Source organism: Komagataeibacter medellinensis NBRC 3288 (genome assembly GCF_000182745.2).
Lineage (GTDB): Bacteria > Pseudomonadota > Alphaproteobacteria > Acetobacterales > Acetobacteraceae > Komagataeibacter > Komagataeibacter medellinensis.
This window is the reverse complement of the sequence record NC_016027.1, coordinates 2,617,377-2,635,176: the sequence shown is the minus strand read 5'-3', so window position 1 is coordinate 2,635,176 and position 17,800 is coordinate 2,617,377. Positions and strand designations below refer to the sequence as shown.

Here is a 17,800-nt window from a genome sequence, read left to right as displayed (position 1 = left end):
CCGCGACGAGATGCCGGTTTTCAGTCTTCATTGCCGCGGAGCCGTCACGACATGACGCAACCCACGGGGCCTGATGCCCCCGGACTTTCGACGACCCCGAATGGCGGTGCCCATGCCGCACCGGCCACCGGCACACCGCCCAAGATTACCGAATACGGGGCGGACCAGCACGAACACGCGGCCAACCCCGTGGGCTTCGCCGCCCTGCTGGGCGTGCTGGGTGTGGTGTTTGGCGATATTGGCACAAGCCCGATCTACGCCCTGCGCTCGACCATCATGGTGGTCTCGCAGCACCACCGGATCGCACCGTGGGAAGTGCTGGGGGTGCTCAGCCTGATCATCTGGTCGCTACTGCTGATCGTGACGGTCAAATACGTCATCCTGATCATGCGCGCCGACCATAATGGCGAGGGTGGGATCATCTCGCTCATGTCGCTGGCCCAGCGCGTCGCCCCCAGCAACCGCATGCGCATTGCCCTGGGCATGGTGGGAATCGGGGGGGCATGCCTGTTCTTCGGCGATGGCATGATCACGCCCGCCATTTCCGTGCTGTCAGCCGTGGAGGGGCTGGAGGTCAGTTTCCCCGCCGCGCGCGACCTGGTCATTCCCATTGCCCTATTGGTACTGGTGGGCCTGTTCTCGGTGCAGAGCTACGGCACGGGCAAGGTAGGCACCATATTCGGGCCGATCATGCTGGTCTGGTTCAGCCTGCTGGGTATACTGGGGGGCCTGCAGATCCTGCACCATCCCGCCGTGCTGCTGGCCATATCGCCTACCTATGCGGTGCAGTTCATCATCTATCACGGCTGGCTTTCATTCATTGCGCTGGGTTCGGTCGTGCTGTCGGTCACGGGGGCGGAGGCGCTTTATGCCGATATGGGGCATTTCGGCCGCCAGCCCATCCGCTATGCGTGGCTGTTCTGCGTGCTGCCCTGCCTGGCCCTGAACTACCTGGGCCAGGGCGCGCTGATCATTTCAGACCCCAAGGCGCTGGAAAACCCGTTCTTCCTGCTCGGCCCGCACTGGCTGCAGGTACCGATGATCATCCTGTCCACCTTTGCCACGGTCATTGCCAGCCAGGCGGGCATCTCTGGCGGGTTCTCGCTGTGCCGCCAGATCATCCAGCTGGGCTACCTGCCGCGCATGCGCGTGACCCACACCAATGCAGAAGAAGAAGGTCAGATTTACCTGCCCGAGTTCAACCGCTTCCTGATGGTGGGGGCACTACTGCTGGTGCTGGCCTTCCGCAGTTCGGATGCGCTGGCCTCGGCCTACGGCATTGCGGTGACGGGCACGTTCATGTGCACCTGTGTGCTGGCCATGGTGGTGTTCCGCAGGCTGTACCACTGGTCGCGGCCGGCAGCCATTGTAACCTTTGGCGGGTTCTTCCTGCTGGATACGACGTTCTTTGCCTCCAACGCGCTCAAGATCCCGCAGGGCGGCTGGGTGCCGGTGCTGCTGGGTATCGTGCTTACCCTGATGATGACGACGTGGAAGAAGGGCCGCCAGCTGATCATGAACCGGCAGAAGCAGGACAGTATGCCGATGAACTCGTTCCTGGCCCGCCTGCCGCAGTCACGCATCATCCGCGTGCCGGGCACGGCGGTGTACATGACGGGCAACCCCGATTTCGTGCCCGCCTGCCTGCTGCACAACCTCAAGCACAACAAGGTCCTGCATGACCACGTGCTGTTCGTGACCGTGCAGACACTGGACCAGCCCGAAGCCGACCACGGCCACCGCGTGGCACTGCAGGAACTCGCACCTGACATCTACCGCATCATCCTGCGCTACGGCTTTATGGAAATGCCCAACCTGCCCCGCGCGCTGGAAGACCTGAAGGCCAACGGCCTCGATTTCGATGCATTGCAGGCCTCCTACTTCACCAGCCGGGAACTGCTGGTGCGCTCGTCCGTGCCCAAACTGTCGCGGTGGCGGATGTCGCTGTTCCTGTTCATGGCGCGCAATGCCACACCGGCAACCGAGTTCTTCCGTATCCCGCCCGACCGCGTTGTGGAACTGGGTGTACGGCTGGGGATCTGACCCGCATGAACCCCGATATGGGCATGGCGGAACCGCTGGCGCTGTACGTGCACTGGCCGTTCTGCCTGTCCAAATGCCCGTACTGCGATTTCAACAGCCATGTGCGCGACGTGGTCCCGCGCATGCGCTTTGGCGCGGCATTGCGGCGCGAACTGGCGTTCGAGGCCGGGCGCATGGGTGACGGCCCGATGGAGCGGCCGCGGATCGGCTCGATCTTCTTTGGTGGCGGCACCCCCTCCCTCATGGCGCCGGAAACCGTGGCGGGGTTGATAGAAGACGCCCGCACCCTGTTCGGCCTGACGGACAACGTGGAAATTACACTGGAGGCCAACCCCACCAGCGTGGAAACCGGCCTGCTGCGCGCCTTCCGCGATGCCGGGGTCAACCGCATTTCGGTCGGTGTGCAGAGCCTTGATGCCGAAGCCCTGCGCTTTCTGGGCCGCGAACACGACGCGCAACAGGCCATCACCGCGCTGGAGACGGCACGCGGGCTGTTCGACCGCATCTCGTTCGACCTGATCTATGCCCGGCCGGAGCAGGATGCGCGCGCCTGGCGGGCCGAGCTTGAGGCGGCCCTTGCGCTGGTATCCGATCACCTCTCGCTCTACCAGTTAACCATTGAACCCGGCACCCGCTTCGAAGGCCTGTACCGCCAGGGCCGTTTCCGCCTGCCCGATAGCGATGACGCCGCCCGGCTGTATGGACTGACCGCCGAAGTGGCAGATCGACACGGCCTGCTGGGCTACGAAATTTCAAACTACGCCCGCCCCGGTGCCGAAAGCCGCCATAACCTGACCTACTGGCGTTATGGCGACTATCTGGGCATTGGCCCCGGCGCCCATGGGCGACTGACCTGTAATGGGGTAACCGCCGCCACCCGCCGCCACCGGGCACCCGAGCCATGGGCCGAACGCGTGGAACGCACCGGCACCGGCGCCCACCCCGATGAACCGCTGGACAACCGCGACCGCGCGCGCGAGATGCTGCTGATGGGCCTGCGGCTGGCGGAAGGCATTTCGCTGCCCCGCTTTGCCCGGCGCACCGGCATGTCCATTACGGATGCAACCGACCCGGCCATGATGGAAGCGGCGGTGGAAGAGGGGTACGTGGTGCATGATACTGCCCGCCAGAACCTGCGCGCCACGGCGGAAGGCCGCCTGCGACTGGAAAGCCTGCTCGCCGCACTGGTGCTTTAGGAATTTAGGCAATACCATGGCGCAACAATATCCAGACCAAGGAGCATGCTGCGTGTTTTCATCCGTCCTTTCGCTGTCAAAGCGGCTTGCAGCCTGTGCGGCAGCCGTGACACTGGTGGCTACCACCGCCCACGCAGCCCCCGCTCCCACCTCCGACACGTCCGGGCCGGAACTGGTGATCGAGGACAACGATTTCCTTGGTCCGGGCGGCTCAGACCAGCTTTCCATCATCCCGCTGCTGTTCAACCCGCATGTGCGCGTACTGGGCTTTACGGTGGTCAGCGGCGATGGATGGGAGAATTCAGAATCGGCTCATCTGCGCCGCCTGCTTGAAATTATTGGCCGTACGGATGTGCCGGTGGCCGATGGCGCGGTCTACCCGCTGGTCAATACCCGCGCCGAGATGCGCCTGCATGAAATGCAGTTTGGCACCATACCGTGGAAGGGTGCGTGGGGTGGCATGGGCTCGATCGACAAGGCGACCGACACCCAGCCCGCCAGCATCGGCCCGATGAAGGAAGGCACCCCCCATACCGCGCCAATAGCCCAGAGTGCCGCACAGTTCCTGATCGAGCAGGTGCATGCCCACCCGCACCAGGTCACGATCCTGGCGGCCGGGCCGCTGACCAATCTGGCGCTTGCCATCCGTCAGGACCCGACCTTTGCCCAGACGGCGAAGCAGCTCATCTTCATGGGGGGCATGCTCGATACCAGCATGATGTCAGTTACCGGCAATGCCGACTTCGCCTCCGACTTCAACATGATCTTCGATCCCGAAGGCGCCCACATCACGCTGACCGCGCCATGGAAGGCGATCACGGTGGTGGGCAGCGTGTCGAACGACCTGATGCTGTCACGCGAATATCTGGCAAGGCTGACCAGCAAGAAAACCGCGCTGACCAGTTATATCGGCGCCTATTACGAGCCACTGCCCATGTGGGATGAAATGACGGCGGCAATTGCGGCCGACCCTACGCTGATCACATCGGCCGTGGACGCACATCTGGATATTGATACCAGTCGTGGCCCGCATTACGGCCACGCCTTTGTAGTACCCGATGCGCTGGTTCCCCATGGCAGCCCGATGCAGCGCATGCATATCGTGCGCAGTATTGACGCCCAGCGCTTCCGGGACACTTTTGCACAGGAAGCTCAAAGCGACCTTCCCGCCCACGGGCAGTAAGCGGACCCGCGCGCCCATGCTTCATATGGTCAAACTGGCGGTCGGCATCGGGTCCATCGAGGATCTGGTCCGCCGCCAGTCCCACCAGACCCCGCCGGTCGATGACCTGGATGGCACGGACACCGCTGGCCTGCCGTGGTTCCGCACGCGCATGTACCCCCGCCGGGCAGCGGAGATATGCGAGGGGGGGTCGATCTACCGCGTGATTGGCGGGCGCATCCTGTGCCGCCAGCGCATTACCGCCATACGCCCCGACACGCGTGAGGATGGAACCGCCTGCGCACTGGTGGTCATGGCGCCCGAAATCATTCCCGTAAGCCCCCGGGCCATGCGCCCGTTCCAGGGCTGGCGCTACCTCCGCCCCGAGGATGCCCCCCCTGACCTGCGGACCAGCAGCCATAGTGGCGATGTACTGCCCAAGGCCCTGCGCAACGAACTGGCGGAACTGTGCCTGATCTGAACAAACGACCAAGCCTGCCCACACGCGCGGATATCACGCGGTTTTTCATACTGGGAATGATGGGGCTGGGACTTGCCGCCTGCGCCAGTTCCGGCGGCATGAGCAATGGCGGGGCACACTACCAGCGCTATTACCAGGGCAAGGCCGCTTACCGCCCGCCGGGCCCCGCAAACGACCCGTGGCAGCCCTATATTGCCGATGCCTCCGCCCGCTTTGGCGTACCGCAGCCGTGGATCCGCGCGGTGATACAGAAGGAATCGGGCGGGAACGAATATATTGACGGCCACCTGACCCGTTCCGCCAGCGGGGCGATCGGGCTGATGCAGCTCATGCCGCCCACCTATGCCGAGATGCGGCAGCGCAACCACCTTGGCGCCGACCCGTATGACCCGCACAACAACATTCTGGCGGGCACCGCCTATATCCGTATCCTGTACGGGATGTATGGCGCGCCGGGATTCCTGGCCGCCTACAACGCAGGCACCGTGCGTGTGAACGATTACCTTGAAAACGGCCGCCCCCTGCCCAGCCAGACCGTGCGCTACCTGCGCATCATCACGCCCAACTTGGGCAATGAGGTCGCACTCAGTGGGCCGCTGGCGGTTTATGGCTCTTCCAGCCAGCGTGTCAGCGCCACCCCGCCGCCATTGGGCACGGGGGGCACCACAATCCAGCCGGGTCATACCTACGTCCAGTACGCAACCCTCAACCCGCCCGCCCCCTTACAGCGCCGCACCGCCTGCGTGCAGGATGAAAATGCCGCCTATGACCCCACCGGCACCACCTGCCGCACCGAGACACGCACCACCGCCCCCCCTGCTACCAGCGCCGGGGCAGGTTACGGGGCATGGATGGTGCAGGTGGGCGCCTTCTCAGCCGAGGGACAGGCCCGATTTGCCAATTCCATGGCGCGGCAGGGGGATTTCGCGGCCCTGCAGGGTGCGCGCAGCATGGTCATTCCGGTCAGCAGGCCCACGGGCGTGATCTATCGCGCGCGCCTTGCCGGCCTGTCGCAGGTTGCGGCAACCCGCGCATGCGCGACCCTTGCATCACAGGGGCTGCCCTGCACGGTCATACGGCCCGGCCAGTAAGGTGTCGGCACGGCGGCCAAGCCGCAACATGCCTGCCCCCTGCTTTGCAATAGTATTTGGGGTGAAAAGGAAAAAATTCCGGGAACAGGCCCTCAGTCCGCCGCAGTGCCGGGGGACGGGGCCGTGTCCAGAACGGCGGGCACATGCAGGGCAGGCAGGTGCACCCCCGCATGCCGCACCAGCATGACCGATGAGAACCCGAGTGAAAGCGTATAATCCCCCGTCGCCACCGCCCAGTTGCCGCCAGCCACATTCCATTGCGCCAGCAGGCGCAGGCTGACCGGCAGGCTCACCCGCACCGTATGCCCTGGTGCCACCATGATACTGCGCCACGCGGCAAGCCTGGGCGGGGCCACCTGAGCGGGGGACGGGTCGACATAAAGCTGCGGCACGGCACGCACCGGGGCCCCATCAGGATTGGTTATGGAAAAACTGGCATTGAGATGCATGCCTTCACGCACCACATGCAGGTCGCTCAATGTCAGGTGCCCGCGTGCCGACAGGCCGTAGCCAAAGGGAAACAGCGGCACCACATGTGCCCGTGCGAAGGCACGGTAATCTGCATCCACCATCCCCGGCGGGTAGAAGCCGCCAGTCAGCGTTACGGGCAGATGGCCGGAAAAATCCTGCTGCCCGGACAGCAGCGCCGCCAGCGGGCGGGCATGCCCGTCACGCCACGCCCAGGCCTGCACCACGCTATCCACCATATCAAGCCAGGGCATGGTCCGGTCGGGGTCATCATGGGTCAGCACCACGGCAACATGTCCCCCCAGATCCGCTAGGGTGGAGATCATCCGGTTATCCTCATCACTGTCGCTGAGCACCAGCGTGCGCGCGGCCTGCGCCGTGGCTGGCGGCAGGGTGCCCGGCGCGCCTGTGCCCTGTGCCGCCACCGTAACCGTTACGTCCAGCCCCGCGTGGCGCAGTTCATCGGCCAGCAAGGCCGCCGCATGGCGCATGGGCGCGCGCACCAGCAGCAGTACCGGACCAAGGGCGGGATTGAAGGGCAGGACCCGGTTTTCATTCTGGAGCAGGACGGTACCCTCCGCCTCCACATCCCCCACCAGCGTATCGGTTCCGGGCGGGATGACAGCCGTTGCCCTGGCTGAGGTATAAGACGGCGGATGGTCAAGGCTGCCAGCCATGTAGAAGGATGCCAGGATATGCGTGCCCATGGCCTGCAACTGGGCGGGCCTGACGCTGCCGTCTTTCAGCGCCTGCCGCAGGGGAGCGCCAAACATGTCATGACCGTCCTCGCGCGCCGAGACCTGCTCCATGTCCACGCCTGCGGCCAATGCCGCAGGAACGGCGCCGGCATCACCGTCCTGTGCCAGGCCAAGGCCACCAGGTACCGCCATGACCATACCGGGAAAATGCCAGGCATCATGCACCATCGCCTCCAGTCCCGTTACCGTCTGGCAGGCCGCCATGCCGCCACAGAGCACAGCGCCACCATGGGCAATCTCCAGCGCCATGGCCAGCCCCAGCAGGCTGCCATCGGCCAGATGGGCAGCGGGAACGGGGGCCGCGCGTTCGGGCAGGGCGCCATCGTCGCGGACCTGCTCCTCCTTCATGACCGAGCCGAACACGGGCAGCACATGCCCCGACAGCAGGCCCATGCCAATCATGCCGGCCATGGTGCCCGCCAGTACCTGGTCCTCACCCGCCTGCAGGCGGTTTGATGGCAGCAGGTCGATCCCCCCTACCCGGACAACGGCGCGCCCCTGCACCCATTCGGCATGGGCGCGTGCCACCCCCACCCGGCGGGCCAGGTCAGGGTCCCATGTCGCCGCCAGCGCCAGCCAGGGCAGCATGGGATGGGGACCATCATCGGCGGAGCGGGCCGCACCGGAAAAATCGGGCATGCGCAACGCGGGCAGGCCAAGCCGGGCCACGCCCGGCCACGCCAGCATGCCCCCCCCTGCCTGCACGCCAGCACTGCCTCCCCCTATGGGGCGGGCCTGCAGCACGGCCTGCTGCTCGGCTGGCTGCATGCGGGCCGCCATGTCGGCGGCATGGGCGGCGATGCCCACACTCCCCCCTGCCACCGCCCGGGCCGGTACAGGCGCAAGGGACCATGCCAGCACCCCCATGCACAGGACCGCCAGTAAACAGGAAACAGGCAGGCCGGGCCGGGGTTCCACGTATTTCATCATCATCCATTGCTGTGCGCGCGGCGTGTATTTTTGCGCCCTAATGCCCGGATTGTCACGCAAGGCACGGTAAAGTGCCCGTGCGACTTGGCGGGACAGGCATCGCACGATATGAAGATACGGAGAACGAGACAGGCTAGGACGCACCCTGCCCGGCACCACCGGCAGTTCAGGCGCATGGCCGGATTACCACCTGCGGGGGCCATCCCCGGCGTCCATAGAGGCATCATGACCCTTCGCCCGCCCAATCCAGCCCCCTCCGCCGTGCCCCAGCGCCGCCCCCTACCGCCGCGTGCAGCCCTTGCCCTTATGGCTGCCAGCCTGCTGGCCGGCTGCGGCAGCGCGCCGCAGCATGACAGGAGCGGGCTGGCCATTCCGCAGAATCGCCTGCTTAAGGAAGACCGGGGCGCTAATGGTGGCTCGACGCCGCTGGAAAGCAACGGGGTCAATGCCTTCCTGTGGCGCGGCGCGCTCGATACACTGTCCTTCATGCCCTTTGCTTCGGCCGACGCCGTGGCGGGCGTGATCCTGACGGACTGGTACACCCCCCCCGCCACCAAGGACGAGCGCTTCAAGATCACCTGCTTCATCCTTTCGCGCAGCCTGCGTTCGGATGCGTTGCGGGTCTCGGTCTTCCGCCAGGCCTATGAGGACAACCAGTGGGTGGACACCCCCGTGGCCGCCAATACGGTATCCGACATCACGGCCCGTATCCTGACGCGCGCACGACAGCTGCGCACCGATAGCGGCCAGCACTAAGGCCCCTGCCACCCTACCCTTTCCCGCCGGGTGGCGCCTGCCACCCCCGCCCGCAGGCACGCGCCGCCTGCCCCGCACACCGAACCAGAAGCAGATGACCGAAACCAGCACACCACCGGACAGCGCCCTCCCCGCCTATGACTTCAGCACGGCAGAACCGCTGTGGCAGGAACGCTGGGCCGCCTCGGGCATCTTCAATGTTCCCGATGTCCCTCCCGCCGACCGGCCGAAATACTATGTGCTGGAAATGTTCCCCTACCCGTCGGGGCAGTTGCACATGGGTCATGTGCGCAATTACACGCTGGGTGACGTGGTGGCGCGCTACAAGCGTGCGCGCGGCTTCAGCGTACTGCACCCGATGGGGTGGGATGCGTTTGGCCTACCGGCGGAAAACGCGGCGCGCGAACGCGGCGTGCATCCGGGCCAGTGGACGATGGACAACATCGCTGCCATGCGCGCTACACTCAAGCGGCTGGGCTTTTCATTTAACTGGGACCGCGAGATCGCAACCTGCCTGCCAGAATATTATGGCCAGCAGCAGAAGCTGTTCCTCGACATGCTCAGGGACGGGCTGGTCGAGCGGCGCGAAAGCTGGGTCAACTGGGACCCCGTGGACAACACCGTGCTGGCGAACGAGCAGGTGGTCGATGGGCGCGGCTGGCGGTCGGGTGCGCTGATCGAACAGAAAAAGCTGTCGCAGTGGTTCCTTAAAATCACGAAATTCGCCCCGCAACTGCTTGATGGCCTGTCCAACCTACCGCGCTGGCCTGAACGCGTGCGCACCATGCAGGAACGCTGGATCGGCCGCTCCGAAGGGGCGAAGGTGCGTTTCGGTCTGCATGAGCCGCCTGCCGGTTTCGATACCGATCTTGATTCGGTCGCGGTGTTCACCACCCGCCCCGACACATTGTTCGGCATGTCCTTCCTTGCCATTGCAGCCGATCACCCGCTGGCGGCCAAGGTTGCCGCCAAAAACGCGGCGGCAGGGGAATTCATTGCCGAATGCCAGCGCCTGGGCACATCGGAAGAAGCGATTGAAACGGCGGAAAAACGTGGGTTCGATACCGGCCTGCGGGTCAGCCATCCGTTCATGTCCGACAAGTCCTTCCCGGTCTGGATCGCGAATTTTGTGCTGATGGATTACGGCACAGGTGCCGTGTTCGGCTGTCCGTGCGGCGACCAGCGCGACCTTGATTTCGCACGCAAATACAACCTGCCCGTTACCCCCGTCATCCTGCCGCCGGGAGCGGATGCGGCAACTTTCACCATGACCGACAAGGCATGTGACGGGCATGGCACGCTATTCAATTCCGGCTTCCTTGACGGGCTTGATACCCAGGCCGCAAAGAAAGAAGCGATTACCCGGCTGGAAGGCATGGGCATTGGTCAAGGCGTGGTCAACTGGCGGCTGCGTGACTGGGGCATCTCGCGCCAGCGCTACTGGGGCTGCCCCATTCCCGTCATTCACTGCACTGATTGCGGCGCGCAGCCCGTGCCCGATGACCAGCTACCCGTAAAGCTGCCCGAGGACGTGACATTCGACCGCCCCGGCAACCCGCTGGCCCACCACCCAACATGGAAGCACGTGGCCTGCCCCAACTGTGGCAAACCTGCCGAGCGTGAAACCGATACCTGCGACACCTTCGTGGACAGTTCATGGTATTTCGCCCGCTTTACCGCGCCGCACGCGGCAACGCCCACAGTGCCGGCCGCAGCTGATGGCTGGCTGCCGGTGGACCAGTATATCGGCGGGATCGAGCATGCGATCCTGCACCTGCTCTATGCCCGCTTCTTTACCCGCGCGATGCACGAAACCGGGCACCTGCATGTGGATGAGCCGTTTGACGGCCTGTTCACCCAAGGCATGGTCAACCACGAAAGCTACCGCGACGCCGAAGGCAGCTGGCTGTACCCTGAGGAAGTCGAGCGCCGGGGTGACAGCGCCGTGCGCCGCGACAATGGCCAGCCCGTTACCATCGGGCGCGTGGAAAAGATGTCCAAGTCCAAGCGCAACACGGTGGCACCTGTCGCCATTATCGAGCGCTTCGGGGCGGATACGGCGCGGTGGTTCGTGCTGTCCGACAGCCCGCCGGAACGTGATATGGAATGGACGGAATCCGGCGTGGCGGCTGCCGCCCGCTTCCTGCAGCGCGTGTTCCGTATTGTCCGCACGGTGGCGGAACAGGTGCCAGCAGGCACGGCATGCCCCACAACACTATCACGCAGCGCGGATGCGCTGCGCCGCGCCACCCACCGCACCATTGTGGCGGTGACCGATGCGCTGGAAAGCTTCAGCGCCAACGTGGCGGTGGCCCGCCTGCACGAACTGACCTCCGCCATGGCCGATGCCGAAAAAGCGGCGGCGGAAGATGGCATGGCCTTTGCCCGACGCGAGGCTGCCACCATCATCGCGCTGCTGGTCGCCCCCATGGTTCCGCATCAGGCAGAAGCGATGATGGCGCTGCTGGAACCGGGCAGCCAGCCTGTGGTGGAGCGCGCATGGCCTACCGCTACTGACGAACTGCTCAAGGCCAGTGAACTGACCATTGCGGTGCAGATCATGGGCAAGCTGCGCGGCACCATCGCGGTCGCCCCCGATCTGCCGGCGGATCAGGTCATTGCCATGGCCGAAGCCGAACCAAACGTGGCCCGCCTGCTGGAAGGTGCCCGGATTGTAAAGCGCATCCATGTGCCCGGCCGGATTGTCAATTTCGTGGTGGCGAAATAGGCCATGGCGCATCCCGTCCGTCTGACCACCCTGTTGTGCGGCCTGCTTGCGCTGGCGGGGTGTGGCTTTTCGCCCATGTACAAGACGACGGGAACCCATATCGGCGCTGATGGCAAACCCACCGTATCGAACGTGCTGGCCGAACTGAAGCAGGTTTACGTCCCGATCATTCCCGAACGGTACGGACAACAGCTGCGGCAGTTCCTGCAGCAGGATCTGGGCGGGGCAGGGCCGGAAAATCCGACCCGTTACGCGCTCCAGATCAAGAGCTACATCATGAACGAGGCGGTGGACATCCACGCCGACAACACCTCCGGCCGCACGCGCACCACCGCCTTTGCCCACTGGCAACTCTTTACGCTGGGTGAGAGCCCGCAACTTCTGGCAGGCGGCGATGCTTCGGTTGTGGATGGGGTGAACAACACCTACGAGCAGTATTTTGCCCTGACACTGAACCTGGAGACGGTACGCAGCCGCGTGGCCAAAAACCTGGCCGAACAGGTTACACAACAGGTGGCGGTCTGGTTCCGCACCCATTCCAAGCCCGCGCTGAACGGGTCGGTCGCAGGCCAGGACCAGCCGCGCTATACCGACCCCAATGCCATGGTCAATCCCAACAACGAACTTCCCGCCCAGATGCCCGGCGCGGATGGGCTGCCCGCCATGGCCACGGGCCGGACGGATTCACAGCTTAACGAACAGAATAACGAGGGCGGGGATACGGCAACGCAGGGCAGCCCCATGGAGAACATCCCCGCCTCCTCATCGCGCTACGTCCAGCCGGATGCGCAGCGCAACAATACAACGGATGACATGTCCGGCATCAACATTGGCGGGCATGGCAGCCAGTGAAGGTCAGCCCGCGCAATATCGCCACCACGCTACAAGCGCCGGGCAGGCTGCGGGTCATCGTGCTGCATGGTGATGATGTCGGCCTGATCCGCGAACGGGCCACCACAGCCGCGAAAGCCATCTGCCCCGACCTGCATGACCCCTTTCGTGTGGCCATGCTGGGGCGTGCGGACCATGCCCGGCTGGAAGAAGAAATGACCGCCCTGTCGCTAAGTGGTGGGCGGCGCGTAATCTGGCTGCGCGAGGGAGCCGATGACAGCCTGCTCGAACCGTTGAAGCGCAGCCTGGCGCAACCATCCGATGCATTGGTGATCATGGAAGCACCGGGGCTAGAAGCTCGCTCCAAACTGCGTGGCTTTGTGGAAAAAGACGCACACTGCGCCCTGATCGGCTGCTACCCCGAAGAAGGCCGTGCGCTGGAAGGGGCGATCCGCCAGATGCTGGCCGCACAGGAAGTGGGCATAGACCCCGATGCGCTGGGCTGGATGGTCGAACGTGCCGGCCCTGATCGCGCTGCCACCCGCAGCGAAGTGGAAAAACTGGCCCTGTTTGCCGGCACTGGCGGCCGACTGGGGCTGGAAGATGTACGGGCCTGTGTGGGGGATGCCGCCGGTGTTTCGATGGAGGATGCAGCCTTCGCCGCCATGGCGGGCCAACGCAGGGAAGCCGATGCGGCGGCCGAGCGCGCGCTGACGGTTGATGGCAGCCGCCCCACCGACATGACCCGCGCCCTTCTGTCTCACATCCACCGCCTGCGCCGGGTTCGGCTGGCAATGGATGGGGGCATGAGCCGGGCCGATGCCATGCAGCAGTTGCGACCGCCGGTCTTCTTCAAGCGCACGGACAGCTTTGGCCAGGCGCTGACAGTGTGGTCCGCGCCCGCCCTGTTGCGCGCGGCACAGGAAACGCAGGCCCTGGAACTGGCCTGCAAACAGACCGGTAGCCCCGATATCGTGCTGACCCTGCGCCATGTTGCCCGCCTGTGCAGTCTGGCGCAGCAGGCACGTAGGCGCCGCTAGCTGTTCAAAATCGTTCCACGGACTGTAAACACCCTTGCCGCACGGCATACGCTCGGTTACAAGACCCAAGTGTGTCCGCGTAGCTCAGCCGGATAGAGCACAGGATTCCTGGTTTTAATTGGGCGTCATGACGGGAAACCACATGGCGGATCTGCTCAAATTCGGGGAACGCTCTGGCAGTTCGCTGCCGTGCCAATCCCGAGCCAAGACCGGCTTCTGCCGGTAAGGTGTAGAGACTGGATGGGCAGCACCTGTCGACCGCACACGGTCCATGGTGAAGGGACAGTCCAGACCACGAACGCCATGTGCAACATGGCGGCGGTGAAAGCCGAAGTGGTATGAATCCTGGGGCCGTGGGTTCGAATCCCGCCGCGGACACCAACATACACTCCAAAACAGTTCCAGTCGCTCTTTCTGGGCATGGCTTTCCACCGCCATCTGTCATGCCGCGTATCCCGGCAGCGCCACCCGATCCGGCCTGTCGGGGGATAGCAGTGGCATTGTGCGGTGCTCCCTGACCTTGCCCTTCCCTTGCCCCCCTGCCCGATGCCATAGCTGTGTCGGATGGGAAAAGGATTTTTTGGCAAATCTTTCCCCCAGAAAGGGTCAAGGAAACGCCGCGATCCATCAACCTGTTACCTTGAGATAATCTCTTATGAAACAGGGCTGGCGCGCCTGAAATACGGAATCGCATCCAGCAGAGCCGCCGTATAGGGAGACTAAGGATTTTGGAAAATCCTTTCATACTCTCCTTCTTCTACAATCGTCCCATGCAGGATATCACCAACCTGATCATAGATACACCATATCGGCAGCCCCATGGCGCGAACCGTGCGGATAAAATCCGAATTCATCACGCGCAGCAGGAAGCCGCGCATCATACGGATCAGGGGCGACAGCACGAACAGGGACATGGCTACGGCCCCATTCCGAGAAGATGTCAGTATGTGACACTAAAAGTAAAATAACAAAATTATTAATAAAGTTTATTATAATGATGTATTTATTTATGTAAAAATTACCTGAAACTTTGATAAAATATGATATTTATCTTTAAAAGACTTCGCTATATGTATTAATTATTAAATTATTAAAGTATTTTTTAAATCTATTCTATATCTTTTATCATGTGTTCATACATCTCTATGCCATATGCGGCAATAGAATCAACTTTGTGCACGTGTAATGCAAATAGGAAAAAGTTCCCTAAAAAATAAAATTTATAAATAAATCCCAAATTTCAACCAGGAATCAACGATAATTGGCAGAAAGTGTGGGATTTTTATCTACCCCCCCGTCTTTCTGCTTTACTGATTTTTTTCTGATTGTTGTTCATCAAAAGGTAAATGTATGGTTAACTTGTGGCGAAACAGAACAGCGCCACTCCTACCGTTCCCTTACCCACAAAAGGGTCTAAGGTAATTATGTGTATAGAAACACTCAATCATAAATAAAAAAATGTGTTATTTTTTTATTTATTAAAATATTTATGGTATTTGGGCATACAGGATGATGGATCTGTGATGTATATCGACATAGCCATTATCGGAGCAGGGCCTTACGGTCTTTCGCTGGCGGCACATCTGAACAAACAAGGGACAAATTTTCGCATTTTTGGTCATCCCATGGGGTTCTGGCGTGATCATGTGCCCAGGATGCTGCGCCTCAAGGCCGAAGGCTTTGCTCTTGACCTGTTTGACCCCGATCGCAGATCCACGTTGGAACGCTTCTGCAGGGAACGTGGCTACCCGTATGCTTCCATCGGCAAGCCCATTCCCAATAATATCTTCATTGAATATGGCGAAGCCTTCCAGAAAACCCATGTTCCCCAGCTTGAACCCTTTCTGGTCAAGCACCTTTCCCAAATGCGTGACGGGTTCATGCTAACCCTGGACACGGGCGAGAATGTCTTTGCCCGTAATGTCGTCATGGCCATTGGTATCCAGCATTTCCCCTGCATACCGCCTGCCGCCCGGAACCTTCCGCCCGAACGTTTCAGCCATACGTTCAACGAGACTGCCTTCGACCAGTTTGCAGGCAAGCGGGTCGCGGTGATCGGTGCCGGGGCCTCAGCGGTGGATACGGCAAGTTTCCTGCATGAGGCGGGAGCGGAAACCTTTATCTGCACACGTCGACCCAAAATATGGATCAATAACCCGCCTGAACCCATCAAGGGGCTGAAGCTACTGGCCCGGCGCGTGAAAAAACCGTTATCAGGGCTGGGAACGGGCTGGCGCTCGCGCATGGCATGCGACCTACCCGATATATTCCATATGCTTCCTGCCAAGCTGCGGCTGCGCATAACCCGCGGCCATCTCGGGCCCGCCGCCAGTTGGGTTACGGGGCAGGTCGTGCGGGAGAAGGTGCCGATCTGGCTTAACCTCGACCTTCAGAAAGCGCACATGCATGGCCAGCAGGTCCATCTTGAATTTCAGGATATCAAAGTAGACCGCCGATGCACGGTAGAGGTCGACCACGTATTTTTTGGCACTGGCGTGCAAGTAGCCCCCGAACGCATCCCCTTTATGGACCCTGCGCTGGCACACGCCATCCGCAAGGATGACAACATGCCCCGGCTATCCCACAACTTTGAATCGAGCGTTCCCGGGCTTTACTTCATCGGCCCGCTGGCTGCAGGCAGTTTCGGGCCCATGCTCCGCTTTGCCTGGGGCGCGCGCTTTGCCGCACGGCGGCTGTCGGCCCGGTTCAGGCGCCAATCCGTACAATTGCCCATATCACAAGCCGCTTCCGCGTAGCCAAAACCGAACTGAAAAGTCCAAAACCATGAAAAATGATTTTACAGTTCTTATCATCACCTCCGTGTGGTGGTCAGCCATTACCCGCGCGGCGCTGGAATTTCTGGAAAGTGCCGTTACAGTCCATGCCTTGTGTCCACCCGGCCATTCGCTTCGGTGCCTGAAGGGGATCAGGACCTTCCAGAACTATCCGTATCTCTCCACAACCGCCGTATTGTCGGATGCCATTGTGCGGATAAGGCCGGATCTGATCATTCCTGCCGATGACCGCGCGGTGGGGGCGCTGCATCAGGTATACAGGGAAGCTGACCCCAAGACCCCGGCTGGGAGGCTCTGCCGCGACATCATCACCCGCTCGCTGGGCCAGTCGGACTATTTTGCCTATACACAGACACGGCTCAGGCTGATCGATATGCTGCGGGCTCGCGATATTCCGACACCTGCCGCCATCAATCTGAATGACGTGAACGACCTGAAACGGTGGTGTGCGAGCACGCCGGGGCCATGGGTACTCAAGCGCGACCGGAGTTGGGGAGGATCGGGCGTCGTGATTGCCGATACCCTTCAGGAAGCGGAAAACGGTTTCCGCCGTCTGTCGCAACCGGTCCGGATGGCCTGTGCGCTCCGGGTACTCCTGGCTGATCGTGATATCTATTCCTTTATGGAAGCCACGACACGGCAGTCCATGCCCGTCATCGCCCAAGCCTATATACCGGGCAAGCCCGCCAATATCATGGTGGCATGCTGGGAGGGCAAGGTGATTGGCATGCTGGGGGTAGATGTCGTCTCCTATCAGGGCCGTACGGGTGCTGCCACCGTAATAGAGATTACCCAGTCCGCCGATATGGAGCGCGCCGCGCAGGTTACATGCGCGACATTGAACCTGTCGGGTTTTTTCGGGCTGGATTTTGTCCGGTGCGCAAAAACCGGTACGTATCATTTCATTGAAATGAACCCCCGCCTGACCCAGATCGGCCATCTGTACCATGGCGGCACGACATTGATCCACCGCCTGCTCAACCATATATGCGGCAGCCGGCAGCCAGCATGTACCCCTGCCATGGAAGCAGAGGGACGCCGTATGATTGCCCTGTTCCCGCAGATCTTGCGCGCCGATGCCAGCACCCTGCGCCATGGTGCCGCCTGGATTGATATTCCCTGGCGTCATCCTGAACTGGTGGAAGAACTACTGCGTCGCCCATGGCCGCGCCGTGGCTCCGTAGCACGGCTGGAGGAACGGCTCAGGCCCAACATGCCCTATGGCAAGTCAGTGGACCGGGGCGAAGCGCTAGGCAAGCTCTCTGCCTTGCTCCAAGGGGGCATGATTACGGATATGCCACCCATGGCCGCATTATGAACCCGGTCGTGCACGGGATGCCCAGCGTGAAGGGAATAAAAACTGGCGTTTATAAATGTTACTTTTTTCAAAGAGACAGCATTCCCTGAACCTGTTGAAACAGGCTTAACCAAACATCTTTATGATTTATGCGATGTTCAGAAAACAGAAAGGCTGCCCAGATATCTGGACAGCCCTGTAACATCGTTAGTGGCAGGGAATGA

General features: G+C 62.0%; 13 protein-coding genes. 11 read left to right on the top strand and 2 right to left on the bottom strand.

All coding sequences use genetic code 11. The annotated features are described in order from the left end of the window. Positions 1-51 precede the first annotated feature (51 nt). Genes GLX_RS12375 through GLX_RS12355 form a run of 5 tightly spaced genes read left to right on the top strand, consistent with a single transcriptional unit; the run spans position 52 to position 5,973 of the window. Positions 52-2,043, top strand: coding sequence for a potassium transporter Kup (locus tag GLX_RS12375; protein ID WP_014106297.1), 1,992 nt, complete (start codon positions 52-54; stop codon positions 2,041-2,043). A 23-nt stretch (positions 2,044-2,066) separates the two neighbouring features. Further along, positions 2,067-3,239: a radical SAM family heme chaperone HemW gene (hemW, locus tag GLX_RS12370; protein ID WP_041247866.1), complete on the top strand. Its 1,173-nt coding sequence runs from the start codon at positions 2,067-2,069 to the stop codon at positions 3,237-3,239. 16 nt (positions 3,240-3,255) lie between these two features. Continuing rightward, on the top strand, positions 3,256-4,422 hold the full coding sequence (locus tag GLX_RS12365) for a nucleoside hydrolase (RefSeq protein WP_014106295.1): 1,167 nt from the start codon (positions 3,256-3,258) through the stop codon (positions 4,420-4,422). Between the two features lie 16 nt (positions 4,423-4,438). Further along, a complete protein-coding gene (locus GLX_RS12360) occupies positions 4,439-4,882 on the top strand; it encodes a DUF1489 family protein (RefSeq protein ID WP_014106294.1) in 444 nt (147 codons plus the stop codon). Positions 4,883-4,938: 56 nt separating this feature from the next. Beyond that, complete coding sequence (locus GLX_RS12355) at positions 4,939-5,973, top strand: lytic transglycosylase domain-containing protein (RefSeq protein WP_014106293.1); 1,035 nt, start codon at positions 4,939-4,941, stop codon at positions 5,971-5,973. A 92-nt stretch (positions 5,974-6,065) separates the two neighbouring features. Here the strand turns inward: GLX_RS12355 and GLX_RS12350 are convergent, their stop codons facing one another. Next, entirely contained in the window at positions 6,066-8,132 is a 2,067-nt protein-coding gene (locus tag GLX_RS12350) for a glycoside hydrolase family 3 C-terminal domain-containing protein (protein ID WP_231850341.1), read from the bottom strand. A gap of 222 nt (positions 8,133-8,354) precedes the next feature. On the opposite strand from GLX_RS12350, the gene GLX_RS12345 reads away from it, so the two are divergent. From GLX_RS12345 to holA, 4 genes are all read left to right on the top strand, one after another. Then, complete coding sequence (locus tag GLX_RS12345) at positions 8,355-8,885, top strand: DUF3576 domain-containing protein (protein ID WP_041247407.1); 531 nt, start codon at positions 8,355-8,357, stop codon at positions 8,883-8,885. Between the two features lie 94 nt (positions 8,886-8,979). Beyond that, positions 8,980-11,613 (top strand): leucine--tRNA ligase, encoded by a 2,634-nt coding sequence (leuS, locus tag GLX_RS12340; protein ID WP_014106290.1) that lies wholly within the window; start codon positions 8,980-8,982, stop codon positions 11,611-11,613. Positions 11,614-11,616: 3 nt separating this feature from the next. Beyond that, positions 11,617-12,465, top strand: a complete 849-nt coding sequence (locus tag GLX_RS12335; protein ID WP_014106289.1) for an LPS assembly lipoprotein LptE — start codon at positions 11,617-11,619, stop codon at positions 12,463-12,465. Further along, positions 12,462-13,484 (top strand): DNA polymerase III subunit delta, encoded by a 1,023-nt coding sequence (gene holA, locus GLX_RS12330; protein WP_014106288.1) that lies wholly within the window; start codon positions 12,462-12,464, stop codon positions 13,482-13,484. Before GLX_RS12335 ends, holA begins: the two co-directional genes overlap by 4 nt. Before the next feature lie 719 nt (positions 13,485-14,203). On the opposite strand, the gene GLX_RS12325 is transcribed toward holA, so the two are convergent. After that, positions 14,204-14,398, bottom strand: coding sequence for a hypothetical protein (locus tag GLX_RS12325; protein WP_041247406.1), 195 nt, complete (start codon positions 14,396-14,398; stop codon positions 14,204-14,206). A 609-nt stretch (positions 14,399-15,007) separates the two neighbouring features. Here GLX_RS12325 and GLX_RS12320 point away from each other — a divergent pair. Further along, positions 15,008-16,240 (top strand): NAD(P)-binding domain-containing protein, encoded by a 1,233-nt coding sequence (locus GLX_RS12320; RefSeq protein WP_014106286.1) that lies wholly within the window; start codon positions 15,008-15,010, stop codon positions 16,238-16,240. Positions 16,241-16,268: 28 nt separating this feature from the next. Further along, a complete protein-coding gene (locus tag GLX_RS12315; RefSeq protein ID WP_014106285.1) occupies positions 16,269-17,597 on the top strand; it encodes an ATP-grasp domain-containing protein in 1,329 nt (442 codons plus the stop codon). Positions 17,598-17,800: the final 203 nt, after the last annotated feature.

What these genes read in the sequence shown, in the direction of transcription:
- GLX_RS12375 (WP_014106297.1), top strand. Translation starts at nt 52, where the DNA reads ATGACGCAACCCACGGGGCCTGATGCCCCCGGACTTTCGACGACCCCG.
- hemW (WP_041247866.1), top strand. Translation starts at nt 2,067, where the DNA reads ATGGCGGAACCGCTGGCGCTGTACGTGCACTGGCCGTTCTGCCTGTCC.
- GLX_RS12365 (WP_014106295.1), top strand. Translation starts at nt 3,256, where the DNA reads ATGGCGCAACAATATCCAGACCAAGGAGCATGCTGCGTGTTTTCATCC.
- GLX_RS12360 (WP_014106294.1), top strand. Translation starts at nt 4,439, where the DNA reads ATGCTTCATATGGTCAAACTGGCGGTCGGCATCGGGTCCATCGAGGAT.
- GLX_RS12355 (WP_014106293.1), top strand. Translation starts at nt 4,939, where the DNA reads ATGATGGGGCTGGGACTTGCCGCCTGCGCCAGTTCCGGCGGCATGAGC.
- GLX_RS12350 (WP_231850341.1), bottom strand. Translation starts at nt 8,132, where the DNA reads ATGATGATGAAATACGTGGAACCCCGGCCCGGCCTGCCTGTTTCCTGT.
- GLX_RS12345 (WP_041247407.1), top strand. Translation starts at nt 8,355, where the DNA reads ATGACCCTTCGCCCGCCCAATCCAGCCCCCTCCGCCGTGCCCCAGCGC.
- leuS (WP_014106290.1), top strand. Translation starts at nt 8,980, where the DNA reads ATGACCGAAACCAGCACACCACCGGACAGCGCCCTCCCCGCCTATGAC.
- GLX_RS12335 (WP_014106289.1), top strand. Translation starts at nt 11,617, where the DNA reads ATGGCGCATCCCGTCCGTCTGACCACCCTGTTGTGCGGCCTGCTTGCG.
- GLX_RS12325 (WP_041247406.1), bottom strand. Translation starts at nt 14,398, where the DNA reads ATGTCCCTGTTCGTGCTGTCGCCCCTGATCCGTATGATGCGCGGCTTC.
- GLX_RS12320 (WP_014106286.1), top strand. Translation starts at nt 15,008, where the DNA reads ATGTATATCGACATAGCCATTATCGGAGCAGGGCCTTACGGTCTTTCG.
- GLX_RS12315 (WP_014106285.1), top strand. Translation starts at nt 16,269, where the DNA reads ATGAAAAATGATTTTACAGTTCTTATCATCACCTCCGTGTGGTGGTCA.